This is a genomic window from Olleya sp. UBA1516 (assembly GCF_002323495.1).
GTDB lineage: Bacteria > Bacteroidota > Bacteroidia > Flavobacteriales > Flavobacteriaceae > Olleya.
In genome coordinates this window covers 36,230-62,425 of record NZ_DCQO01000006.1, presented here as the reverse complement: position 1 = coordinate 62,425, position 26,196 = coordinate 36,230, and the positions used below count along the sequence as shown (strand labels likewise).

The window sequence follows — 26,196 nt, the reverse complement described above, 5'->3', positions numbered from 1 at the left end:
TAAAACGATTACTTTTTAGGAATCTCCTTTAAAATATCTAATACAAACTTCCAGTATTTTTTAGCAGAAGATATTTGCGTGTATTAATCAACTATATCTTAACCTTTATTGTGATACTGTATTAATTGCAAATTTGACTTTGTCCTTTTTTTCAACTAACTTCGTTTAACTTCGAATATAATTCATTGAAACGGAATCGTATTCACTATACTTTGTGCAACATACACGAAGAACATTAAGTAACAAAATGTCTGAAAGAAAAATAACATTCGAATTTATTACTGTCAAGTCTAACAAAGAAAAGCAGGATAAGAATGAAAAAATAATTCACCATAAAAATTCTCGAAAGAATAGAGTGAAATTTAGAAAAGAAAAGTATGAAGAAAAAGAGCTTATTTGGACTTTAAAAAAAAAAAAAGGAGAAAGAGCAGCTGACGGAATGAATTGGCAATATCAATCATCAGCAGATAAATTAAATGACGAATTGACCGCAGAAAATATTGTCGGAATCATAAATTTGGGAATTGAATTTGACTTTGAATATATTCCACAAGAAAATGATTTTTTGGTTTTGAAATTTGAATACACCAATCCAGAATTAAAAAACAAAAGGAGACCATTCATTAATTATTATACTTCGTTTTTATATAATAATGGAAAATGGAACATTAACGAAGGTTTTGACCATATCCATTATGATTTTATAGAATTTAAAAGCGGAATTATAAAATACGCGCCACAACACCATATATAATTTATTGCTAGATCTAGCCTACTTACGAAAATCCTCGCGGATTTTCTATTAAGTTTTTATTTGCTAAATTAGGTGCTTAAAATACACAAAAAAACATATACACAAACGTTTAAACGAACTTGAATAAATCACATAAAAAAGCACAATCTTAGATTGTGCTTTTTCTATTTTATATAATACTACTTAATACGATTACTTTTTAGGAATTTCTTTTAAAATCTCTAATACAAAGTTCCAGTATTTTTTAGCAAACAATATTTACGTGTATTAATCTACTTTATCTCAGCCTTTACTCTGATAATGAATTAGTTGCAAATTTGACTTTATCATTTTTTTCAACTAACTTCGTTTAACTTCGAATATAATTCATTTAAACGAAATCATATTCGCTATACTTTGTGCTTCGTTATGACCAACCAATAACCAATGATAAAATTCTTTAGAAAAATTCGGCAAAATTTGCTTTCAGAAGGTAAAACTGGAAAGTATTTGAAATATGCTCTTGGTGAAATTATACTTGTTGTTATTGGAATTTTAATTGCGTTACAGATTAATAATTGGAATGAAAATAGAAAAAGCTCAAAAATTCGCAATAATTATTATAAGCAGGTTGTACAAGATTTAGCGAAGGACACTGTTTATATTAACAGAAGAATTATATATCTTGATTCTAGTCTTTCGAAATATAAAAAGTATTTAGAAAAATTACCTAAAGCTGAAAGTATCAATGATTTAATACCTCTTATTGGTACACTTGAGTGGGAATTTGGTTATTATACTTTCAATACAAACACAATAGAATCTTTAATATCTACGGGAGACATTAAATTAATGCCAGATGAAATTAGGAATGCTCTATTAAATTTGAGAACTACTCAAAACGAAATTATTAAAACTATATCTGGGAATAATGATGTTCATTTAAAGGACGGTCAAAAAGCGATTGGTCTTGGGCCTATAAATTATATTTTAAATATAAATCCCAAACTATTGAATCAATTAATTAGGGAGGAAGATATAATTTCAGCAATTAACATTATAAATGGGACTTTTCAATTAAGAGATTTTACAGATAAAAATTTATTAAAGGATATGCAATATTTACTAAAATCCACAAAAGAATTATCTGAATTAATCAACGAAGAGTTAAACAAATAACGAAAGCACAATAATGCATATATTTTATTGCTAGTTATAGCCTACTTACGAAAGTCCTCGCGGACTTTCTATTTATGTTTTATTTGCTAGCTTTAATGCTTAAAATACGCAACAAAACATATACACAAACGTTTAAACGAGCTTGAATAAATCACATAAAAAAGCACAATCTAAGATTGTGCTTTTTCTATTTTATATAATACTACTTAAAACGATTACTTTTTAGGAATTTCTTTTAAAATCTCCAATACAAAGTTCCAGTATTTTACGCAGAAGATATTTGCGTGTATTAATCAACTATATCTTAACCTTTATTCAGATACTGCATTAATTGCAAATTTGACTTTATCATTTTTTTCAACTAACTTCGTTTAACTTCGAATATAATTCATTGAAACGGAATCATATTCGCTATACTTTAGCTATAATGTTGAACAAACATCACGAATGAAAAGAATACTTACCATTTCAATCATAATGATAAACTTATTAAATCTATTTGGTTGCAAAGCCCAAAACGAAAACGACCCTTATTGGAAATTCGATAAAGCCGAACATTTCCGACCTGAACTAAATAAAGGCGAATTCTTCAAATTAAGCGGTTATGATTTTGGATGGTTTGTACTTGAACCAATCTCGAAATTTGTAAAGGACAAGGAGTTCGAAATTGAACGTGGAAAATCTTTATCATACGGACAGAAAGCACTTTACCATTGGTGGTATTTAGATGCCCAAGTGACAAATGGTGGATTTGTTCAATTCTACTACAATGGTTATGGACCTTATATTCCAACAATAATTAAGGGATTGGAACATATTGGAGATACTGAAATGGCAAATCTGGTTAAAAAAGCAGATAAAATCTATCAAAAAAATAAAAAGCTAATGGACAAAGCACAAGAAAGTGATTTGTTTGGTAGCGACCTTTATGATAGACTTGATGAAATGTCTTTACTTGATGACAGTTACTATGAAATGAATGAAAAGACAATGTCTTTAATTGAAACATACATTCGTAAAAACCCTAACGAAATTTGTCTTGATGAAGATGGAAAAGAATTTGATATGAACTTCTCTGGTCTTTGCAAGACCTTTTATGATAACAAAAATGTTAAAGAAGAGTTTCTGCTTGACAAAGGTGTAATAAATGGAGAATTTAAGTCTTTTTATGAAAATGGAGAACCAAAGGAAAAAATAGATTATTTAGATGGAAAACAAACAGGAGAGCGAAAAGAATTCCACGAAAATGGAAAACTGAAATATCAAATAACTAAAGATTCTTCAAAAAACATCTTAATTCACGAATGGTATTATGACAATGGAAATCCAAAAAAGCTTGAATCAAAACTTATAGATAAAAACGAAAGAATTGGCGCATATAAAGAATGGTACGAAAACGGACAACTTGCCGAAACTGGAAACTACAAAACAGCATATGAACGTCAAGGAGAATGGCTTGAATTTTATAAAAACGGAAGTAAAAAAGAAGAAGCTGAATTCATAAATGGAGAATATAGACTTAAAAATTATTGGAACGAAAAAGGAGAACAAACTTTAAAAAAAGGAATCGGATTTACCGAGTTTTATTCCAATCCAAATTTCAAAGATGATGCGCCAGAATTATATTATCGAGAATACAAAAATTTTATTCCTCACGGAGTTTGGAAAGAACTTAAAAACGATACATTACAAAGACTTGTAAACTATCAGAATGGTAAGCGACACGGTAAAATGGAAGTTTATTATAATAATGGTAATTTGAAAGAAGAAACTTTCTACGAAAAAGGAAGTTCTGTTTCATCTAAAAAGTTTCGCAAATTTAAAAACCCAAAAGTTAAAACATATGTAGTTTCAAGAATTTGTAAAGGATGCTACGAAGATTATGAAGAATATCAATTACCAGACAATGAGCCTAAACCCATAAATGACGTGGAATTGACAGAGAATTTTCAAGCCGAAGTATCAATATTCGAACCTTATGGAGACGACCATATTATGTTTTATGGCTATTATGTATTCGTTAATGAAAAAGGAGTTATAGATGAAATCAAATTTGCGGTAGCTGACAATATGTGGTTAGATGAACAAGTAAAATCAAGTATGTCGGAATTGAAATTTGAACCTGCCATAAAAAACGGAAAACCAATTAAAAGCATACATTACGTTCGATATAAATTAAAACTAATTGAATAAAACACTATAGCTAACACTGTATATAATTTATTGCTAGTTCTAGCCTACTTACGAAAATCCTTGCGGATTTTCTATTCGGTTATTATTTGCTAAATTTAGTGCTTAAAACATGCAACTAATCTTATACAAGACCGTTAAACGAACATAAAAAAAGCACAATCTTAGATTGTGCTTTTTCTATTTTATATAATACTACTTAAAACGATTACTTTTTAGGAATCTCTTTTAAAATCTCTAATACAAAGTTCCAGTATTTTTTAGCAGACGATATTTGTGCACGCTCATCAGGACTATGTGCGCCTTTAATGTTTGGTCCAAAACTAATCATTTCCATATCTGGATAATTTTGACCTAAAATACCACATTCTAAACCAGCGTGACAAGCCGCAATATGTGCTTTTTCGCCATTTAATTTTTGGTATAAATTATCTAAAACTTTTAATATCGAGCTATCCATGTTTGGTGTCCATCCTGGATAATCTCCGGAAAGCTCAACCTCACAACCTGTAAGCTCAAATGCAGCACGCAACGTATTTGCTAAGTCCATTTTACTACTTTCTACAGAGCTACGTGTTAAACATCCTATTTTTACGTGACCATCCTTAATAATTACACGTGCAATATTATTTGATGTTTCTACCAATTCAGGAATATCTGCACTCATACGATACACACCATTTACTGCTGCATATATAGCACGTGTTAATCCTTCTTGTACACCAAGGTCCATAATTAATTCTGGAGTTTCTGTTTTAGAGACTTCAATCACCAAATCAGGCTCCATAGTTTTAAGTTCGGTTTTAATAGTGTTACCTAACTCTTCCATTTCGTTAATAAAAGCAGCTTCATGTATCGCATCTATAGCAACTACTGCTCTACTTTCTCTTGGAATAGCGTTACGTAAACTTCCACCATCAATTTCTGAGATACGTAAACCAAAGTTTTCAAAACCATCAAATAATAAACGGTTCATTAATTTATTAGCATTACCTAAACCTTCGTGTATTTGCATACCTGAGTGTCCACCTTGTAAGCCTTTTACTTTTACTTCAAATCCTATTTTAAATTCTGGAGTTTCTTCTTGCTCGTAAGTTCTAGTTGCAGTCACATCAATACCTCCTGCACAACCAACACCAATCTCGTCATCTTCTTCCGTATCTAGGTTTAATAAGATTCCGCCAGTTAACAAACCACCTTTTAATCCCATTGCTCCTGTCATACCAGTTTCTTCGTCAATAGTAAATAACGCTTCAATTGCTGGATGTGGTATGTCTGTACTTTCAAGAAGTGCCATAATTGTAGCTACTCCTAAACCGTTATCTGCACCAAGTGTTGTTCCTTTTGCTTTTACCCAGTCACCTTCCACTACCATTTGGATCCCTTGTGTGTCAAAATCAAAATCGGTATCTGCATTTTTTTGGTGTACCATATCTAAATGCGATTGCATTACAATAGTCACACGATCTTCCATACCTGCAGTTGCTGGTTTTTTAATAATCACATTTCCAACCTCATCTTCTATAACTTCTAAACCTAAATTGGTACCAAAGTCTTTCATGAATTTAATCACGCGTTCCTCCTTTTTTGAAGGTCTTGGTACTGCGTTTAAATCTGCGAATTTATTCCATAATGCTTTTGGCTCTAAAGCTCTAACGTCTTGACTCATTTGTATAGTTTTTATTGAATTACAAAAGTACAAATTGCAGATGCATTTAGAAACCTTTTTAAGTTAGAAATAACATTAGTCGCTACTCCTGATGGTAGTGGCATCCTTTTTTGCAAAAAAAGATATAACGGACAGCAGGTAGAAACCTTTTAAATAAACCTAAGTGATTGGTCCTAATTTTTAATTATTTTTGAGTCATGCTAAAAAACAAAAAACTGTGGATTGCGCTACTGATTATACCTATGTATATATTGGTGAAAGTTGTGGCTAAATTTCCGGACACAATCGAGGTTGTGTATAGTAATGGTTTATATCCTTTTATTTCTAAATTATTTAGATATACTTTGGGTTGGTTACCATTTAGTTTTGGCGATTTTTTATATGCTTTTAGTATTATTTTTATTCTCCGTTGGCTAATTTTAAATGTAAAACGCATCTGGAAAGATACTGTCCATTGGCTAATTGATGTGTTTGCTGCTGTAAGTATTATTTTTATAGCGTTTCATTTATTTTGGGGTTTTAATTATTACCGAAATCCTTTGCATAAAAATTTAAATTTAGAGGATGATTACACCACTGAGCAATTAGTTACAGTTACTAAAAACTTGATTGAAAAATCAAATTACATACATCTAAAGATTACTAAAAACGATAGTTTGAAGGTCGATTTACCATTTACTAAATCCGAAATTTTAGCATTAACGCCTAAAAGTTATGAGGCTTTAAAAACTGATTTTCCGCATTTGGAATACCATCCTAAAAGTTTAAAAAAGTCGTTATTTAGTTATCCTTTAACGTACATGGGTTTTAGTGGCTACCTTAATCCAATAACCAACGAGGCTCAGGTGGATGATATGATTCCTGTGTACAAATTCCCAACCACTGCTGCGCATGAAGTAGCCCACCAATTGGGTTACGCCAAAGAAAACGAGGCTAATTTTATTGGCTTTTTAGCCACTATTAGCAATGATAATATATACTTTAAATATTCGGGATACACCTTTGGTTTAAGGCATTGTCTAGGTGAAGTTTTTAGACGTGATCCTGATTTATATTATAAATTATTACCTACTATTAACATAGGTATTATAAAAAACTATCAAGAGGTTAGAGATTTTTGGAATGATTACAAAAACCCGTTGGAACCAATTTTTAGATCTACTTACACGTCTTACCTAAAAGCTAACAACCAAGCCAAAGGTATGGATAGCTATAGCTATGTGGTGGCTTTATTGGTTAATTATTTGGAAGATAAAATCTTATAAAAACGTTAAAATCCTAATTGGGTGTTGTTTGGCATATTGGCTAATGCGTATCTTTAGTGTTTATCAACCTTAAACTATCAACCAATGATTAAAAAATGGGCAGCATTAAGCCTGCTGTTGTGCAGTTATTTTTCTTTTGCGCAAGAGTATGTTCCTAAAAACGATGGTGTAAAAACCAACACTTCTAATTACACAGCATTAACAAACGCTAAAATTTACGTCACTCCTAATCAAGTTATTGAAAACGGAACCTTACTTATTAAAGATGGTAAAGTTGTCTCTTCTGGAGCTGCTGTTACTATCCCAAAAAACGCTGTTGTTATTGATGTAACAGGAAAATCTATTTACCCATCCTTTATAGATATTTATACAGATTTTGGTGTAAAAACACCTAGTAGCGCTTCTGGAAATAACAGAAGTCCGCAATATGACGCTAGTCGCGAAGGTTTTTATTGGAATGACCATATTAGACCTGACCAAAATGCAATAGACCATTTTGAATTTGATAGCAAAAAAGCTGAAGAATTACGTAAAGCTGGTTTTGGTGTTGTAACCTCGCATATTGATGATGGTATAATCCAAGGTACTGGTGTTTTAGTAACACTAGCTGATTCTGGTAGTGATGCAACTAGATTATTGGACGACAAAGTTGGACAATTTTCTGGAACATCAAAAAGCAAAACTTCTAGACAGGCTTATCCAACATCATTAATGGGAACTATGGCGTTATTACGACAAGTAAACCATGATGCAGATTGGTATGCTAAAGGAAATATTAAAGAAAGAGATCGTGCTTTAGAAGCTTACATTGCTAACAAAAATCTGGTTCAGTTTTTTGATGCTGGCAAAAAAATAAATGCGTTACGTTTTGACAAACTAGGTGACCAATTTGGTATCCAATATGTATTTGTTGGAGGTGGTGATGAGTATGAGCTTATTAATGACATTAAAAACACCAATGCTAAATTTATTTTACCATTAGACTTTCCGGATGCATATGATATGGAAGATCCACTATTGGCACAATCTGTTAGTCTTGAAGATTTAAAAGCATGGAACCAAAGTCCTGCTAATCCTAAAATTTTAGCCGAAAACAATATTCAGTTTGCATTAACAACACATAAATTAAAAGAAGCTAAATCATTAATGCCTAATATTTTAAAGGCTATTGAATATGGTTTAGATAAAACAAAAGCTTTAGAAGCTTTAACAACTGTGCCTGCCGGAATTATTGGTAAATCAACAGAGCTTGGACATTTAAAATCAGGTGCTTATGCTAACTTTTTAATTACTTCTGGTGACGTTTTTGATAAAGAAACGACAATTTATGAAAACTGGGTAACAGGTATTAAAGATGAATTAGTAGCAATGAATACTACAGATTTACGTGGTAGTTATACCTTTAATTTTGATAATACGGATTACGAGTTAGAAATTTCTGGCGAAATTGAAAAACTAAAATCTAAGGTTAAAACCGAAACTAAAGAATATGGTTCAAAAATAAGCTTTAGCGATAATTGGATGCAATTAACCTTTGCTGCTGCAGATAGTACAAAAAAAGAATTTGTTAGAGTGGTAACAAACGTGACCAACCCAAACATGTTAAGCGGTAAATTATATTACCCTAATGGTAACGAAGGGACTTTTTTAGCCAATAAAAGAGTTAAAGAAGATGACAAAAAAGACAAGGATAAAACGGATGATAATGATGAAGTAACTCCTAAAATTTATCCTGTAACGTATCCAAATATGGCTTATGGTATGGAAAGTTTACCTAAGCAAGAAACATTATTGTTTAAAAACGTAACGGTTTGGACTAACGAGAAAGATGGTATTATTAAAAATACGGACGTTTTAATTAAAAATGGAAAAATTGCAAAAATTGGTACTGATTTAAGTGCTGGTAACGCAACTGTTATTGACGGAACTAATAAACATTTAACGTCTGGAATTATTGACGAGCACTCGCATATTGCAACAGAAAGTGTTAACGAAGCAGGACACAACAGTACTGCCGAAGTAACTATTGAAGATGTATTGGATGCTGAAGATGTAGACATTTACCGCAACCTTGCTGGAGGTGTTACTAGTATCCAGATTTTACATGGATCTGCCAATCCGATTGGAGGACGATCAGCAATCATTAAATTAAAATGGGGAGAAAAAGCCGATAATTTAGTATACCAAAACAGTCCTAAATTTATCAAATTTGCTTTAGGAGAAAATGTAAAACAAGCCAATTGGGGAGACAATGCAAGAACCCGTTTTCCGCAAACCAGAATGGGTGTTGAGCAAGTGTTTACAGACTACTTCCAACGTGCACAAGAATATGATGCTTTAAAGAAAAGCGGTAAACCTTACCGTAAAGATTTAGAGCTAGAGACTATTGCCGAAATTTTAAATAAAGAGCGTTTTATCTCTTGCCACTCTTACGTGCAAAGTGAAATTAATATGCTAATGAAGGTTGCTGAAAAATTCAACTTCAGAATCAACACATTCACACATATTTTAGAAGGATACAAAGTAGCAGACAAAATGGTAGAACATGGTGTTGGAGGATCAACATTCTCTGACTGGTGGGCTTACAAGTACGAGGTTAATGATGCTATCCCTTTTAACGCACCAATTATGCATAACGCTGGTGTTTTAGTAGCCATAAATAGTGATGATGCAGAAATGTCTAGACGTTTAAATCAAGAGGCTGCTAAATCTGTAAAATATGGAGATATTAGCGAAGAAGACGCTTGGAAGTTTGTAACCTTAAATCCTGCTAAATTATTACATATCGACGATCGAGTTGGTAGTATTAAAGTTGGAAAAGATGCAGATGTTGTGCTATGGAGTGATAATCCGTTGTCTATTTACGCTAAAGCGGAAAAAACAATCATTGAAGGAAAAGTTTATTTTGATTTAGAGCGTGATGCTAAACTTAGAGAGACTATAAAAAAGGAGAAAAATGAACTAACAATGCTAATGCTTCAAGCTAAAAACAAAGGGTTAAAAACAAAACCTATTGAGAAAAAAGAAAAAGAGCTATTACATTGCGATTCTATTGACCACCAACACTAGTCAATTCCTAAAGTAAAATATAAAATATACACTCATAAATTTTTCGCTTAAGCGGAAATAAAACGATAATAAATCATGAGAAAATTTAAAATATTAATCCTAACGTTATGTGTTTCGGTAATTAGTTTTGCCCAACAAACGCCTGGAGATAAACAAACCACAGCCATTACTATTGAAGGTGCAACTGCACATTTAGGAAATGGTGACGTTATTGAAAATGCTTTAATAATGTTTGAAAACGGTACACTTACTTTTGTTGGTAGTGCTAACACAAAAATTGCGAGAAAAGGAACAATCATTGATGCTAAAGGTAAGCATGTCTATCCTGGTTTTATTGCACCAAATTCAACTTTAGGTTTGGTCGAAGTAGACGCTGTACGTGCTACCAACGACGATGACGAAGTTGGTGCTATGAATCCACACATACGTAGTCTTATTGCTTATAATACCGAATCTAAAGTAGTAGAATCTATGCGACCAAATGGTGTTTTAATGGCTCAAATTACACCTCGTGGTGGACGTATTTCTGGAACATCAAGTGTTGTACAATTAGATGCTTGGAACTGGGAAGATGCAGCTATTAAAACTGATGATGGTATACATTTAAATTGGCCAAGCACCTACTCTAGAGGTCGCTGGTGGTTAGGAGAACCAAATGTTTTAAAAGAAAACAAAAATTACGCAAAAGAGATAGAAGAGCTAACCAATTACTTTGCCCAAAGTAAAGCCTATAATGCTAATAAAACATCTCCAAAAGATTTACCTTTTGAAGCTTTAGAAGGGTTAATGGATGGTAGCAAAAAACTTTTTGTACACGTAGATAACGAGAAAGGAATTACAGACGCTATTAATTTTGCTAAAGCAGAAAACATAAAACACTTAGTTATTGTTGGTGGATATGAAGCAAATAATGTTGTTGATTTATTAAAACAAAACAACATACCTGTATTAGTACAACGTACGCACTCTAGACCAAATGGAGATGATCATGATTATGACTTACCATACAAATTAGCATCGCAATTAGTAAATGCTGGTATTTTAGTTGGATTAGAAAATGCAGGAGATATGGAACGTATGAACACTAGAAACTTACCTTTTTTAGCAGGAACTACTGTTGCCTATGGCTTATCTAAAGCACAAGCTTTAAGTTTAATTACATTAAATACAGCAAAAATATTGGGAGTTGATGATAAAGTAGGCTCATTAGAAGTTGGAAAAGATGCTACATTATTTATTAGCCAAGGTGATGCTTTGGATATGAGAACAAACAAATTGGACCAAGCCTTTATCCAAGGTCGTAACATCAGTTTAGAAACACACCAAACAGAATTGTACAAGCGTTATTCTAAGAAGTATAAGAAATAAAGAGAATTTAATAAAAAAAAGGCTTCGACTACGCTCTGTTTATCAACAATATTAGTAATTATCATTTTAGTACTAATGTCAGGCTGAGCGCAGTCGAAGACCTTTAAAACAAAAACCATAAAATTAAATAAGCACTTCGACTGCGCTCAGTGTGACAGTTAAAGTACTAAACATAATTCTATCAACAATGTCAGGCTGAGCGCAGTCGAAGACCTTTTAAATAAAAAGCATAAAAATAAATAAACACTTCGACTGCGCTCAGTGTAACAATTAAAGTACTAAACACAATGCTATAACTAATGTCAGGCTGAGCGCACTCGAAGACCTTGTAAAACAAGAAACATAAAATTAAATAAGCACTTCAACTGCGCTCATTGTGATAGTTTAATTAATAAACATAATTCTATCAACAATGTCAGGCTGAGCGCAGTCGAAGACCTTAAAACTAAACAAACACAAATGTATTTCTATTACGTTTACATCTTAAAATGTTCTGACAATTCGTTCTACACAGGAATTACAAATAACCTAGAAAAGCGACTTAAAGAACACCAATCAGGTAAAAACAGAAGTAGTTATACATACAAAAGAAGACCAATCATTTGTCAATTTTACCAAGAATTTAATGATGTAATCCAAGCCATTTATTTTGAAAAGAAAATTAAAGGTTGGACAAGATCTAAAAAAGAAGCTCTAATTAATAAGGACTTTGATTTACTTAAAATTTTATCTGAATGTAGAAATGCAACACATTATAAATATAGTGGAATATAAGTCAATAAACTAAGCACTTTGACTGCGATCAATGTAAAACAACAACACTAATTATTATTTTACCACCAATGTCAGGCTGAGCGCAGTCGAAGACCTTGCAAAACAAGAAACATAATACTAAATAAGCACTTCGACTGCGCTCAGTGTGACAGTTTAATTAACAAAATAACCATAAACAAAAAAGGCGACCCAAAGGGTCGCCTTTTTTATTTAATAAAATTGTAAATACTACTTCACTACAACAGCAGATTCAGGCTTTGCAAATGTACTTGCAGCTAATGATTGCTTAGATAAAGTAACATTTGTAAATTGTAAATCGTTTCGTTTTTTAACTGGTAAATTATCTTCAACAATATACCATGTTAAAATCTCTGGTAATACTATGCCTTCAATAGTATGCCAATTACTGTATTTGATAAACGACCATTGTTCGCTTTTAGCTTTACTATTAAATGTAACAGTGTAAGCTAACCATTCCATTTTAAATGTAGTCGGACTATAATATAATACATACTCATCGTCAGAAGATGCTCCTACACCATTATCATAACTAATTTTTATTCCTGGATATTCCACTCCTTCAAAGCTTAATGGTTTAGCTACTTCATAATTAATCCCATTATCAGCTAACACAAATGGCATTGTATGAAAATAAAACATCAAGTTATAATAAAACTTAGGGTTACCTTGATACTCCTCTTTATTTTTAGAATCCAACCATACGTCTTTACCATCAAAACCTAGCGTGTGATTTGGCGTAGTAATTACAGATTCTCTAGATTTTAGATTAACTGTGGTCACTTCTTTACCTGTTGGCTTTGTCATGGTAAAAGCTAAAGATTGCATTTGGTTCCAGTTATCTAAACCTCCATGAGCTTCAAAAACTTTAGATATATTTTCTGGATAGATTGAAGTCGTTACATCCAATGTTTCTTTAGAATAATCAGTTTCAGATATGGTTTCTTTTTTAACTTCACTTTTACAAGAAAAAAGCATTAATCCTAAAAATAAGGTGTATAGTAATTGTTTCATTTATAATATGTTTTATTTATGAGTAGCAAGTTAAGTCGTAAATTATTACATTCTTTACAAAAAAAAGCCTCAGTATTACACTGAAGCTTTTTAATATAATATATAACTTAAATTAGTCTACAAAATTAGCTTGTTCTGGCTTAACAAACATTGTTGCATCTGGTGCTGTTGTAGACAACTTTACATCTGTAAAAACATTAGGAGTTTTGGGTGTTGTTGGCCTATCATTTTTAAAACCATAACCTGTAATTGTATTTGGTAAAAGTAAACCGTTTACTTCTTGCCAATCACCATAACGTCTAAAATGTAACTCTTTAGTATCAATTCCTGGCACAAAGTTTACTGTGTAACCCAACCATTCCATTTTAAAAGTCTCAGCATCATAATACAATACATAAATATCCTCTGGTGTTGCACCTACACCATTATCGTATGAAATTTTAATTCCTGGGTAAGTTATACCTTCAAAAGTAAGTGCTTCTGCTTCAGAAAATTTAATTCCGTCGTCAGACAAAATAAAAGGCATAGTATAAAAATAGAACATTAAGTTATAGCCAAATTTAGGATCATAACCTTTATATTCTTTATCTGTTTTATTTAATAACCATGGTTTTTGACCATCAAAACCAATAGCATAATTTTGAGATGATAACAAGGCTTTTCTATTGTATAAATCTGTAGTTGTAACTTCTTTTCCATCAGGCTTCTCTTGCGTAAACTCTAAAGATCGCATAGATTTCCAAAGCTCCAAACCACCATGTGCCTTAAATACTTTAGTTAAATTTTCCGGATATTTGTTAGTCTCTTTAACTGCTTTTTCTGTAGGTGCTTTTTCTGCTTCGTTTGTCACAGTTTGAGTTTCGGTTTTTGTTTCAGATTTACATGAAAACAAAAATAAACCTAGTGATAATGTGTAAAGTATTTTTCTCATTTAAATAATGGTTTTTAGTATTCTTAAGTAAGTCGAAATTAATCACATTTCTTTACAAAAAAAAGGTAGCAATTTGATATTTTTTATAAGTCTTCAATTTTTAAAGTATCTGTTATTTTATAGCGTATTTATTATGTATTTACACCTAAATATCAAAATAAATTTTAGATAATGCATCAGTCTTGTAGACTGCAAGATTTAGCTTAAATTTGTGATGAAATATAATTAGGGTTTTAAACATTTAAAATGGCAAATAAAGAAATAAGTAGCACTCAAAATCCACTAATAAAACATATTGTTTTACTTAAAGAAAAATCCCGTGAACGTAAAAAAACAAATACGTTTGTTTTAGAAGGTGAACGCGAAATTCAGCTGGCTTTAAACGGACAGTATGCCATACAAACTATTTTAGTCTTACCCGAAATTTATGACATTACAAAACTTGATGATTTACCAAAGACTATTGATATTATTGAAGTCTCAAAAGAAGTTTACCAAAAAATAGCCTATCGTGAAACTACGGAAGGTATAATCGCTATTGCCAAAAGCAAACCACATCAATTAGAATCTATTGTTTTTAACAATAACAATCCTTTAATTTTAATCGCTGAAGCACCTGAAAAACCAGGTAATATTGGTGCCATTTTACGTACTGCAGATGCTGCAAATGTAGATGCTGTAATTATTGCAAATCCAAAAACAGACCTGTACAATCCAAACATCGTACGTTCTAGCGTTGGCTGTGTTTTTACTAACCAAATTGCGACAGGTAGCACTGAAGATATTATAACTTTTTTAAACAAAAATAATATTGCTATTTACAGTGCCATTTTACAAGATGCTATGCATTATCACGAACAAGATTATAGCAAAGCAACTGCTATTGTTGTTGGTACGGAAGCTGATGGTTTAAGTGATACTTGGCGACAAGCGTCTAAACAAAATATAAAAATACCAATGCAAGGTGCAATAGATTCCATGAATGTGTCTGTTGCTGCTGGAATATTAATTTTTGAAGCTAAACGTCAGCGTAATTTTAAATAAACAAATGACTGCAACCACTTTATTTTACATTTTAATAGCCATACTAATTATAAGTTTTATAATAGATAAAATTCTGGATGCGCTTAACGCGAAACACTATAATGATGCTTTGCCTAACGAGCTAATGGATGTTTATGACGACGCAGAATATAAAAAATCACAACGTTACAAAGCGACTAACTATACATTTGGATTGCTTACCTCTACGTTTTCTATACTGTTAACTTTAGGGTTTTTCTTTTTTGATGGTTTTGCATACGTAGATCAATTGGCAAGACAGTTAACCAATAATTCTATTTTAGTAACACTTATTTTTTTTGGAATAATAATGTTAGGTAGCGATGTGTTGACTACACCTTTTTCTTATTATAAAACCTTTGTTATAGAAGAACAGTTTGGGTTTAATAAAACCACAAAAAAAACCTTTATCATAGACAAAATTAAAGGTTGGATGATGACTATTTTGGTTGGTGGTTTAATATTAGGTGCTTTAACCTGGTTTTATCAAACTACAGGCTCAAAATTCTGGTTATATGCTTGGATGCTAATAACCGTATTTACGGTCTTTGTAAATCTATTTTATTCAAGACTAATCGTGCCAATATTTAATAAACAAAGTCCATTGGAAAATGGCAGTTTGCGTACTGCAATCTCTGACTATGCTAATACTGTTGGTTTTAATTTAGATAAAATTTTTATTATCGATGGCTCTAAACGTAGCACAAAAGCAAACGCTTATTTTTCCGGTTTTGGAAATGAAAAACGCATTACGCTATATGATACTTTAGTTAATGATTTAAATGAAGATGAAATTGTTGCTGTTTTAGCACATGAGATTGGCCATTATAAAAAGAAACACATTATTTTTAATCTGATAACATCCATATTATTAACAGGTTTTACCCTTTATATTTTATCGCTTTTAATAGGAAACCCATTGTTGAGCGAAGCCTTAGGTGTTACAACACCAAGTTTTCATATAGGATTAATTGCTTTCGGAATTTTATATTCACCTTTATCTGAAATAACAGGTTTATTAATGAACTGGTTTTCACGCAAGTTTGAGTACCAAGCCGATAATTTCGCAAAAACAACCTACAAAGCAGAACCTTTAATTACGTCTTTAAAAAAATTATCTAAAAATAGTTTAAGTAATTTAACACCACATCCAGCGTATGTTTTTATGCATTACTCGCATCCTACTTTGCTAGAAAGAATTAAAAATTTAAGACAGTAAATCAGTGTTATTTATAATTTTACTTTAACTTGTAGATACTATTTCCAGAAAAATAACATGAGATTAATTGTATCATGTTTAAAAGTATTAAAATTAATTTAGTGTCAATAAATTAAAAGTAATGTTTAGACATCAAGGCAAAAGCAGAAATCTAAAACATAATCTACGCATTGCTACAGTATTATCGTTTGTTGCTGGAATTGTTAATGTAGTGGGATTTTTAGCTTTTAATCAATTAACAACAAATGTTACAGGTCATTTTGCGCTATTTATAAATGATGTTGCTGAATTTAAATTTTGGAAAGGAACCATCTATTTTTTGTATATATTTTCATTTTTGTTTGGTTCTTTTTGCTCTAGCTTTTTGATTGAAAAATTTAGAGAAAACAAACAACTTAATGTTTACGTTATACCTACACTTATTGAATGTTTTATTTTAATATCTGTAGGCATTTCAAGTAATTTTTTAATAATTTTATATCCAAACATAGTGACATGTTTACTCCTTTTTGCGATGGGACTTCAAAATTCTTTTGTAACAAAAATCTCAAATGCAGTTGTCAGAACAACACATTTAACTGGTCTTTTTACAGACTTAGGTATTGATCTTTCCATGTTATTATTCCCCAAATATGACACTATAAGAGTAAAACTAAAAGCAAATATTAAACTGCGTATTTATATTATTTTATTCTTTTTTGCTGGTGGACTTAGTGGTGGATTTTTTTACTCAAAACTAAATTTACAATTAAACACATTAATTATTGGTGCAATAATTTTACTAATAAGTTTGTACTATGATGCGCTTAGATATAAAGTTATAAAAGTTAAAAGGAAAAATTATAAATAACTGGTTTTAATACTCCTCTTGCAAAGCACTTTGCAAATTGTAATGCTCAAAACTAAATCCAGTATCTTCTATCTTTTTAGAACTTACACGTTGACTTTCAAATAACAAAATATGCATTTCGCCTAAAATTAGTTTCATTAAAGACTCTGGAATATTAGGTAAAAACAAAGGTCTTTTTAACTGTTGTGCTATAGATTTTGTTAATTGCTTGTTAGTTTCTGGATTTGGTGCTACACCATTATATACACCTTCTAATTTGTTTTCTAGTACATGTAAAAACAGATTAGCCAAGTCCGTAATGTGTATCCATGATTGCCACTGTTTACCAGATCCAAAAGCTGCTCCTGCTCCAAATTTAATTGGTTTAGCCATTTCAGGAAGCGCACCACCTTTTGCAGATAGTACCAATCCTATTCTAACTTTAGACACCATAATATTTAAGGAAGAAAAGGCATCTACAACCTGCTCCCACTGTTCTACCACTTGACCTAAAAACGAAGAACTGACTGTATTAAAATCTTCTGAATAGTAATTAGTTAATGAACTTGGATATATACCAATTGCGCTAGCAGACACAATTTGTTTAACCTGATTAGGATGATTTTTAAGCGTATCAAAAAGTAATTGTGATGTTTGGACACGACTTAACATAATTGTTTTTTTATAAGACGCTGTCCAGCGTTTTGAAATACTAGCTCCTACTAAATGTATTATAGCATCAACCTCATTTAGGCATGCTGTGTCTATTTCATTTTTTGAGGGATTCCAATAAAACCCTTTATAATTTGGGTCTGTTTCTAATTTGGATTTACTTGTAGTAAGGTAATTAACAGCAATATTATTTAAACGACATTGTTTTACAATTTCGCTACCAATTAAACCTGTTGCTCCTGTAATTAATATGCGCATTCTTTTTTATATAAAAATACGAATAAGTCTGACTAATTGTAATTGCTTTAAGTAAGCTTTAACGTTTAGTAAAATGATATAAATTATACTAGTTAATTAGGCTTCTTTTACAGCTCTTAATATATGTCGTTTACTTGGTGGACCAGGAAGACGGTCTACCTTAAAACCTACGCTTTGCATAGCACGTCTTGCAGCACCTTGAGCGCAATAGGTCATTAAAACACCATTGGGTTTAAGTGCTTCAAACATAATTTTAAAAATAGAGGCTGTCCACAATTCAGGTTGTTCGGTTGGTCCAAAAGCATCAAAATAAATAACATCAAATTGATTAACCGCTTTTAAATTAAAGATGTCTTGGTTTCTTTTTTCTAGTGTAAATCTTGGTGTTATTTTATGTGGTATGTCCCAAGAGACCTCATGCATTGTATTAAATATGTTTTGCTGTTCTGGAACCAATAATTCTTCTGGAAAATTTAATTGATTAATTATATCCATGGTAACCGGAAACGTCTCTACACCAACATAATTAATGGTTAGTGGTAGTGTTTCTGTTTTAACTAGCGTATTAAAGGCGTTAAGTCCAGATCCAAAACCTAGCTCTAAAATAGAACAGGATTGTGTTACTTCTTGACTTTTTAAAGAAGACAAAAAATAAAACAATCCTGATTTAAGATAGACAAAATCAGACTCTTCTATTGCTCCAGAAGTAGAATGGTAATGTGCTTTGTATTTTGGGTGCAACAATGTTGAAGAACCATCTTTTGTAATTTCGATTATTGGTTTCAACCTATTGTGAGATTAAAAGTTTTTTAATTTTAGGAATTGGTCCTGTACATTCTAAACTGTGACAAGAGATACATGTATTAATCGTATTATTAAACCTGTCTTTTAAACTTAAATCAGAACTAGTGTTATAAATCTCCTTTTGAGCAGTTAAAAAGATATTAGAAAAACTTTTAAATCGTTCGGTTCTTGCTTTAAAGTCTGATAATTGGGCAGTATGAATATTCAAAAATTGCTCCGGAAAAGGGGTTAAATCCTCTTCTTTTACAACCTGTTTTTTAAGCTCAAGATTAAATGCATACAGCTCTTTCATTAAAACTGACATTTCTGAAGGTACATACATGTCGTAAATAACCTCTGCTTTGACAGCCTTATTAGCATTGTCTTTACATGATATAAAAAAGACTAGAATTATAAAACAAAAAACAGGTTTCATATTATTGTTTTTCTACTAATAATACACCATCAGCTAAAAATGAAAATGTACGTTTTGGTTCAGTAATAGCTTCAATTTCTGCTTTGTCTGCACCTTTATCTTCTGCATAATGACGTTGCTCCTCTACTGACACTTCTTCAACAAAAGCCAAACCATTGACAATAACCTCTTGTTCTGCAATATTTTTTGGCATAAAAAAACCATAGTCTTTAAATTTTACCATAACGTCATTACCATCTCCTAAGTCTGCTGTCATCCAACAACCTTTATTTTGACACACTTCCTTAACTTTTAAATTTACCTTAGTTGGGATACTATCTCCTGCTTTCATGTCTGCGTAGTGACTAAGCATAGATGAAGAAGCAACAGCATCATCAGCATTAATCTCTTTACCAAAAGATTTGTAACTCACCTCAACCGTTTCAGTAACAACTTCGTCTTTAACTGTGTCGTCTTGTTTTGTTTCATTTTTACAAGCTACTATTGTTAACAATAATGCAAATAAGATTAAATAATTTTTCATCGTGATTTCTATTATAATTTGTTATCCAAAGATAGTATTTTAAGCGTAATAGCATACTTTCTAATATATATTTCTGTATTTTTGTAACAGAAATTCAACCACAATATATGGCAACTTTAACCAAAAAAGACATAAAAATTACTAGAACTGAAACTTCAAAACTAAGCACTGTTGATTTTAACAATTTAGCTTTTGGACAAGTTTTTTCAGATCATATGCTAACTTGTGATTATAAAGATGGTAAATGGCAACTGCCAGAAATTGTACCATATAGCCCAATTACTTTAGATCCATCTGCCAAAATTTTTCATTATGGTCAGTCTATTTTTGAAGGGATGAAAGCCTATAAGGATACTACTGAGGATGTGTTTATGTTTAGACCTTTAGAGAACGTAAAGCGTTTAAATATTTCGGCTAAACGTTTATCAATTCCTGAAGTTCCGGAAGATTATTTTCTTGAAGGATTAAAAGCACTTTTAGAAGTTGAAAAAGACTGGATACCTACTAACGAAGGTAGCTCATTATATATCAGACCATTTATTTTTGCCTCAGGAAAAGGGTTTCATGCCTCTCCTGCTGACGAATATAAATTTATCATTTGTACTGCACCTTCAGGTGCTTATTTTTCTGGAAAAGTAAATGTTTTAATTGAAGAAACTTACTCACGAAGTGCTAATGGTGGTGTAGGTTTTGCTAAAGCTGGTGGTAATTATGCTGGACAATTTTATCCAACACAATTAGCAAAAGCTAAAGGATACCAACAGGTTATTTGGACAGATGATACTACACATGAATATATCGAGGAAGCTGGTGCAATGAACGTGTTTATACGTATCAACGACACTTTACTAACCTCTCCTGTTAGTGATAGGATTTTAGATGGAATTACAAGAAAAAGTATCCTACAATTAGCTGAAACTGAAGGTATAAAAACTGAGGTAAGAAAAGTAAAAGTTAGCGAGTTAGTTGATGCTGCTAAAAACGGTAGCTTAAAAGAAATGTTTGGTGCTGGAACTGCTGCAGTAATTTCGCCAATTTCTGGTTTTGGTTTTAGAGGTGAAGACTTTGAAATCCCAGAGCAAGACCAATCATTTGCGTCACAATTAAAACAACGTATTATAAATATACAAACTAATAAAACTGAAGATCCTTTTGGATGGCGAGTTAAACTTTAATTTTAATAAATAGTTTTATCTAATTTTAGATAACTAAAAAAGCAACCATTTGGTTGCTTTTTTTTTGTTGTAATTATTATTTATTACTTGTCTAATATTGCTTTAATATTAGGCTTAAAATAATTTGGACCTTTTAGTACTTTACCGTCCTCTCTGTAAATAGGTTCTCCATCTTCGCCTAATTTACTCATATTACTACGTTGTATTTCTGCAAAGACTTCGTCTATCTTATCTTGCATACCATGTTCTATTATCGTACCACACAATATGTATAGCATGTCTCCTAAAGCATCTGCTACTTCCACTAGGTCGTTATTTTTTGCTGCTTCTAAATATTCTTCATTTTCCTCTCGCATTAACTCGTAACGCAGTAGGTTTTTATCTGTACCTAAATCTGCTTTAGGCGTTTCTCTGTGTCCTATTTTAAAAGCGGTATGAAATGCTTTTACAGCCTGTAGTTTATCTTGCATGTAATTGTTGTTTTATTCCTTGAAGTTAGTACTTAGTTTTACTAATTTTGCTTAAAAATAAATTATGTTTAGTAAAGGACAAATCGTTTTTGGAATTTTATTCGCTATCGCATTTATTATTGTACTGATTAGAATGTACCGTAAGGATCTAAACTTGCACAAAGTCCATTATAAAGGTGTCCTATGGATACTATTAGCTTTTCTTGCTTTTATTGGTATGATTGTCGCTATTAAGGTGATTTTTAAGTAAAATACACCTTATAATTATAATATAAAAAAAGCCTTAATCTAAATTAGATTAAGGCTTTTTAATTTCCGCGAAAGCGTTATAATTTTAATTTTCTTCTGGTAGGAAGTTGTAGTTTTTACTGTAAAATAACATTTGACCATCAAAACTTTCTGGTTGTGTTACGTTAATAGCAGTAATCTCTCCTGCGTCATTAGTTTCTGGCACTAAAACCGGGTTTACAAATCCACTATAAGGAGGTGATGTAAATTGTTTGTTACGTTCCAAAACTTCTGCATGTATTGCTTGGTCTACTTTTACTCCATATCCTTCTACTAAATCCTCAACCGCTTTATAATCTCCTTCAGATTTAATACGTTGTGTTTCGCGCAGTAATTGCCCAAATAAGTCATGTAGCTTATCGTAGTCATTAATATTAAAATAGGTTTTTCCGTCTCTTGTTATTTTTTCAATAACATTGTCTGCTTGACCTTTTTCAAATACCCAAGCACTTACCCATTGTCTGTTACGCATGTGTGCTTCTTCTACATCATCTCCTAAATTAAGTCTTATTAATTGGGACATTAAACCATTACGTATGTAACCATCATAAGCAGCCATACCAACACTTTTCCAGTCGTCAACTAATCCTAATTCTTGTAATTTAGGATTGTATAAATAGTATAATCCTACTAAATCTGCACGACCTTCTTCCAAAGTTGAAGCATAGTTTTTAAGGGTTTCTTTAGTTTCTCCAACACCTGGATTTAATTGTCCTGACGCGTGTCCAATAACTTCATGTAAAGCAGTGTGTAATTTATCTGCTATTTGACCATATTTTTCTTCTAACTCATACTCTTGATCATCGTTTACAAACTCCTTTAAACGACCTGTACTTCCTGCATTATTATAGGCATGAATGATGTTACCTAAGGATACTGACTTACTTCCAACTGCTGCACGAATCCAGTTTGCATTTGGTAAGTTTACACCAATTGGTGTGCTTGGTGAAGCGTCTCCAGCTTCTCCTGCAACGTTTACAACTTTATACGTTACACCAACCACGTTCTCTTTTTTATGTTCTTGCATTAAAGGAGAATTATCTTCAAACCATTGTGCGTTTTCAGATAAAACTGCCATTTTTTGAGACATATCAAAATCGTTGATTTGTACTATAGTTTCGTAAGATCCTCTATAACCTAATGGGTCATTATAAACTTCAATAAAACTATTAATATAATCTACATTACCAGCTGTTGCTGCTGTCCAAGCCACATTATAATTATCCCAAGTTTGTAAATCTCCTGTGTTGTAATATCTAATTAAAAGTCCTAAGGCTGTAGCTTGCTCTTGGTTTTCAGCTACTCCTTTTGCTAATTCTAACCATTTTACAATTTGATCAATTGCCGAACCGTATAAACCACCTGATTTATAAACACGCTCTTTTAAAACACCATCTTCTTTTACTAACTGCGAGTTTAATCCGTATGATAATGGTTTGTCTGGATTTGGAGATTTCATTTTTTTGTAAAACGCTTCTACATCTGCATTAGTCACATTTGGTCCATAAAAATTAACTGCACTTTCTAAGACATTATCAACTCCTTTAGCTTGATTAACTTTTTTAGCATCTTGGTCGTTAAAAATTACATCAAAAGCTTCACCTGCTAATGTTGTGTTTGTTGCTGACATAATTTCCTTTAGATACTCTTGAGAAAATTCTGGTTTAAGTTTATCGTTAGAATAATGATGATGTATACCATTACTAAACCACACACGCTTAAGGTAAGCGTCAAACGCCTTCCAATTATCTGATGTTTTATCACCTTTATAATTGGTATACACGTTTTCTAATGCTTTTCTAATTTTTAAATTATGTCTGTAATTTTGATCCCACATTATATCGCGACCTGCCAAACCAGCTTGTGTTAAATAGTACACTAATTTTTGTTCCTTTAAGGTTAGTTTTTCCCAACTCGGAATTTGATAGCGTAGTATTTTAATATCTGCAAATTCTTCTACATTAAAGTTAAAAGTAGTTTCTACTTTAGGTTCCTCTTGGGTCGTTGGCTTTTCTGCTTTGTCATTACCACAAGACCATAATAGTGTCGCAACAAATGCAGCACTTAATATTGATTTTAATTTCATAATTAAATAGTTTTTTAAAAGTCTTTAAAGATAAGAATTTAACAAATTGTAAATTGATTATCTTTGAAATAACAACCATTTAATTTTTAAGAATGAAATACTTAAAATACCTTTTATTTTTATTGCTTATTGCAATCATAGCTATAGCTATTTATATTGCAGTACAACCTAATGATTTTAGTGTATCAAGAACTAGAACTATTCAAGCACCTGCTAGTTTAATATATAATGAAGTGATAGATTTTAAAAACTGGGAAGATTGGAATGCTTGGACAGAAGAAAAACCAGAAATGACTACTAATTATCCAGAACAAACAAAAGGTATTGATGGTTCTTACTCTTGGATTGATAATGGTGAAACAGGTACCATGCGCACTATAGATACCAATCCTAATAAGTCCATTACACAAACCATGCAGTTTGCAGATTACCCAAGTTCTGACGTTGTTTGGACTTTTATACCAAATGCAGATGGTAGTACTGATGTAAAATGGACAATTTCTGGTAAAGATTTACCTTTTGGTTTTAAAGCTTATGCTGCTTTTACAGGTGGCATGGATAGTAAAATTGGACAATACTACGACAGAGGCTTAGAGCTTTTAGACCAAAAGGTAGTAAAAAGCATGACAGTTTATAATGTCAAAGTATATGGTGTAACTAAACATGGTGGTGGTTTTTACTTGTACAATACAACATCAAGTAAAATTGAAAATTTTAAAGTTAAAATGCAGCAAATGCTACCTGAAGTCAAACAATACCTTACAGACAACAATATAAAACCAGCAGGAGCTCCTTTTATTATATATCATAAATGGGATTTAGAAAACAATGCTGTGATTTTTTCTTGTGCTATGCCAACTAGTGATAGAGTAATTACAACTGATAGCGAAATTTTAACTGGACAACTAGCTCCTTTTGACGCTTTAAAAACAACCTTAAAGGGAAATTACACGCATCTAGAAGAAGCATGGAATACAGCCATGAAATATCAAAAAGATATTAATTTGGTACCTGATGAAACTGGTGTTGCATTAGAAGTATACGTCACTGACCCAAGCGACACACCTAACCCAGCAGATTGGATTACAGAAATTTATTTACCTATAATATTAGATAATAACACAACTTTAAGTCATTAAATGAAACAACTTGTTTTAGTTTTTGTAGGTGGTGGTTTTGGTAGTGTCCTACGCTATATTATTGGAAAAGCGCTAAATAACACAAACAACGGAATCCCTTACGGAACCTTTTTAGCCAATGTATTAGGGAGTTTACTTATAGGTATAATATTAGGTTTTGCTCTAAAAAATAATACACTTAGTAACAACCAAACATTGTTACTAGCTACAGGTTTTTGTGGTGGATTTACAACCTTTTCTACTTTTGCTTATGAAAACCATGTGTTTTTAAAATCTGGAGATTTTACCAGTTTTGCATTATACACAATCGCTAGTTTTATTCTTGGCTTTTTAGCAGTCTTTTTGGGAATGTGGTTAGCTAAACAATTTTAGTTTACACTTTGGTATATTTTTTTACACCTGCTTCAATACGTACATATAAAATATTTTCAGAAGGCACAATCGGACAAGAGTACTTTTTATTATAAGCGCAATAGGGATTATAAGCTTTATTAAAATCTATATATATTTTGTCATCTTTAGGCAATTTAACCTCTATGTAGCGTCCACCTTTATAGCTTTCAACACCATTAGTATTATCCATAAAGGGTAAAAACAAAGCTTCCTCTTGACCTACTTCCTTAGCCATGTCTAAATCTTGATAGACATTCAATTTTAATATTTTATCTTTAATAGTAAAAGTAGCTTCGCCATATTTAATATAATCTACTTCTCTATCTGTGGTGGTTTTCATTTTAAAAGGCGTCTCATCAGGTGTGCGTTTAAAATCTGCATTAACCATATAAATGCTATCAAATTTAAAAAAATCTAGACTTCTAAATATTTTACGATCTCTATCTGTTAAAGGTGACTTGGCTGCATCTTTAAAATCTGCATTCATCTGTCGTTGGTAATCTGTATCTCCTAATAATGGTAATTTATCTTGCGCACAACTTAAATTTGTGATTATTACAAATAACAATATAATATATCTCATGCGTTACTCTATTAAATATGAATACTTTAAAAATTCAACTCAAAAATACAACTTATTCAAAATTTTGTTT

The 26,196-nt window shown here is 31.6% G+C and carries 23 protein-coding genes; 13 read left to right on the top strand and 10 right to left on the bottom strand.

What is annotated here, in order from left to right:
• Nucleotides 1-355 precede the first annotated feature (355 nt).
• From B2989_RS02640 to B2989_RS02630, 3 genes are all read left to right on the top strand, one after another.
• Nucleotides 356-754 (top strand): hypothetical protein, encoded by a 399-nt coding sequence (locus B2989_RS02640; protein ID WP_292943732.1) that lies wholly within the window; start codon nt 356-358, stop codon nt 752-754.
• A gap of 426 nt (nt 755-1,180) precedes the next feature.
• Nucleotides 1,181-1,912: a DUF6090 family protein gene (locus B2989_RS02635; RefSeq protein ID WP_292943729.1), complete on the top strand. Its 732-nt coding sequence runs from the start codon at nt 1,181-1,183 to the stop codon at nt 1,910-1,912.
• A 447-nt stretch (nt 1,913-2,359) separates the two neighbouring features.
• Nucleotides 2,360-4,105: a DMP19 family protein gene (locus B2989_RS02630; protein WP_292943727.1), complete on the top strand. Its 1,746-nt coding sequence runs from the start codon at nt 2,360-2,362 to the stop codon at nt 4,103-4,105.
• A gap of 205 nt (nt 4,106-4,310) precedes the next feature.
• Here the strand turns inward: B2989_RS02630 and B2989_RS02625 are convergent, their stop codons facing one another.
• On the bottom strand, nt 4,311-5,771 hold the full coding sequence (locus B2989_RS02625) for an aminoacyl-histidine dipeptidase (RefSeq protein WP_292943724.1): 1,461 nt from the start codon (nt 5,769-5,771) through the stop codon (nt 4,311-4,313).
• 197 nt (nt 5,772-5,968) lie between these two features.
• Here B2989_RS02625 and B2989_RS02620 point away from each other — a divergent pair, with 197 nt between their 5' ends.
• From B2989_RS02620 to B2989_RS02605, 4 genes are all read left to right on the top strand, one after another.
• On the top strand, nt 5,969-7,036 hold the full coding sequence (locus B2989_RS02620) for a DUF3810 domain-containing protein (protein WP_292943722.1): 1,068 nt from the start codon (nt 5,969-5,971) through the stop codon (nt 7,034-7,036).
• A gap of 84 nt (nt 7,037-7,120) precedes the next feature.
• Nucleotides 7,121-10,105 (top strand): amidohydrolase family protein, encoded by a 2,985-nt coding sequence (locus B2989_RS02615; RefSeq protein WP_292943719.1) that lies wholly within the window; start codon nt 7,121-7,123, stop codon nt 10,103-10,105.
• A gap of 75 nt (nt 10,106-10,180) precedes the next feature.
• A complete protein-coding gene (locus tag B2989_RS02610) occupies nt 10,181-11,473 on the top strand; it encodes an amidohydrolase family protein (RefSeq protein WP_292943716.1) in 1,293 nt (430 codons plus the stop codon).
• 459 nt (nt 11,474-11,932) lie between these two features.
• A complete protein-coding gene (locus tag B2989_RS02605) occupies nt 11,933-12,247 on the top strand; it encodes a GIY-YIG nuclease family protein (RefSeq protein WP_292943714.1) in 315 nt (104 codons plus the stop codon).
• Between the two features lie 228 nt (nt 12,248-12,475).
• Here B2989_RS02605 and B2989_RS02600 read toward each other — a convergent pair whose 3' ends face one another.
• Together B2989_RS02600 and B2989_RS02595 are read right to left on the bottom strand one after the other, a co-directional pair.
• The gene (locus tag B2989_RS02600) at nt 12,476-13,279 is read right to left on the bottom strand and encodes a DUF6503 family protein (protein ID WP_292943712.1); all 804 of its coding nucleotides are present in this window, start codon (nt 13,277-13,279) and stop codon (nt 12,476-12,478) included.
• 112 nt (nt 13,280-13,391) lie between these two features.
• Nucleotides 13,392-14,210, bottom strand: coding sequence for a DUF6503 family protein (locus B2989_RS02595; RefSeq protein ID WP_292943710.1), 819 nt, complete (start codon nt 14,208-14,210; stop codon nt 13,392-13,394).
• A gap of 246 nt (nt 14,211-14,456) precedes the next feature.
• Here B2989_RS02595 and B2989_RS02590 point away from each other — a divergent pair, with 246 nt between their 5' ends.
• The 3 genes from B2989_RS02590 (at nt 14,457) to B2989_RS02580 (ending at nt 17,341) form a co-directional block, all read left to right on the top strand.
• Nucleotides 14,457-15,254 (top strand): TrmH family RNA methyltransferase, encoded by a 798-nt coding sequence (locus B2989_RS02590; RefSeq protein ID WP_292943708.1) that lies wholly within the window; start codon nt 14,457-14,459, stop codon nt 15,252-15,254.
• Between the two features lie 4 nt (nt 15,255-15,258).
• Nucleotides 15,259-16,491, top strand: coding sequence for a M48 family metallopeptidase (locus B2989_RS02585; RefSeq protein ID WP_292943705.1), 1,233 nt, complete (start codon nt 15,259-15,261; stop codon nt 16,489-16,491).
• 121 nt (nt 16,492-16,612) lie between these two features.
• Nucleotides 16,613-17,341 carry a YoaK family protein gene (locus B2989_RS02580; RefSeq protein ID WP_292943702.1) on the top strand — a complete coding sequence of 243 codons (729 nt, stop codon included), beginning with the start codon at nt 16,613-16,615 and terminating at the stop codon, nt 17,339-17,341.
• 6 nt (nt 17,342-17,347) lie between these two features.
• Here B2989_RS02580 and B2989_RS02575 read toward each other — a convergent pair whose 3' ends face one another.
• The 4 genes from B2989_RS02575 to B2989_RS02560 form a co-directional block, all read right to left on the bottom strand.
• Entirely contained in the window at nt 17,348-18,250 is a 903-nt protein-coding gene (locus tag B2989_RS02575) for a TIGR01777 family oxidoreductase (protein WP_292943699.1), read from the bottom strand.
• A 96-nt stretch (nt 18,251-18,346) separates the two neighbouring features.
• Nucleotides 18,347-19,036, bottom strand: a complete 690-nt coding sequence (gene mnmD / locus B2989_RS02570; protein ID WP_292943696.1) for a tRNA (5-methylaminomethyl-2-thiouridine)(34)-methyltransferase MnmD — start codon at nt 19,034-19,036, stop codon at nt 18,347-18,349.
• Nucleotide 19,037: 1 nt separating this feature from the next.
• Entirely contained in the window at nt 19,038-19,469 is a 432-nt protein-coding gene (locus B2989_RS02565) for a hypothetical protein (protein ID WP_292943693.1), read from the bottom strand.
• Between the two features lies 1 nt (nt 19,470).
• Complete coding sequence (locus B2989_RS02560; protein WP_292943690.1) at nt 19,471-19,992, bottom strand: DUF4920 domain-containing protein; 522 nt, start codon at nt 19,990-19,992, stop codon at nt 19,471-19,473.
• A gap of 107 nt (nt 19,993-20,099) precedes the next feature.
• On the opposite strand from B2989_RS02560, the gene B2989_RS02555 reads away from it, so the two are divergent.
• The gene (locus tag B2989_RS02555) at nt 20,100-21,167 is read left to right on the top strand and encodes a branched-chain amino acid aminotransferase (RefSeq protein ID WP_292943687.1); all 1,068 of its coding nucleotides are present in this window, start codon (nt 20,100-20,102) and stop codon (nt 21,165-21,167) included.
• Between the two features lie 83 nt (nt 21,168-21,250).
• On the opposite strand, the gene B2989_RS02550 is transcribed toward B2989_RS02555, so the two are convergent.
• On the bottom strand, nt 21,251-21,637 hold the full coding sequence (locus tag B2989_RS02550; RefSeq protein WP_292943684.1) for a nucleoside triphosphate pyrophosphohydrolase family protein: 387 nt from the start codon (nt 21,635-21,637) through the stop codon (nt 21,251-21,253).
• 334 nt (nt 21,638-21,971) lie between these two features.
• On the bottom strand, nt 21,972-24,011 hold the full coding sequence (locus B2989_RS02540; protein WP_292943674.1) for a dipeptidyl-peptidase 3 family protein: 2,040 nt from the start codon (nt 24,009-24,011) through the stop codon (nt 21,972-21,974).
• A gap of 92 nt (nt 24,012-24,103) precedes the next feature.
• Here B2989_RS02540 and B2989_RS02535 point away from each other — a divergent pair, with 92 nt between their 5' ends.
• Together B2989_RS02535 and crcB are read left to right on the top strand one after the other, a co-directional pair.
• A complete protein-coding gene (locus B2989_RS02535) occupies nt 24,104-25,150 on the top strand; it encodes an SRPBCC family protein (protein ID WP_292943671.1) in 1,047 nt (348 codons plus the stop codon).
• Nucleotides 25,151-25,522, top strand: coding sequence for a fluoride efflux transporter CrcB (crcB, locus tag B2989_RS02530; RefSeq protein WP_292943669.1), 372 nt, complete (start codon nt 25,151-25,153; stop codon nt 25,520-25,522). It abuts the gene before it with no gap.
• 1 nt (nt 25,523) lies between these two features.
• Here the strand turns inward: crcB and B2989_RS02525 are convergent, their stop codons facing one another.
• Entirely contained in the window at nt 25,524-26,126 is a 603-nt protein-coding gene (locus B2989_RS02525) for a DUF1684 domain-containing protein (RefSeq protein WP_292943667.1), read from the bottom strand.
• Between the last annotated feature and the right edge of the window lie 70 nt (nt 26,127-26,196).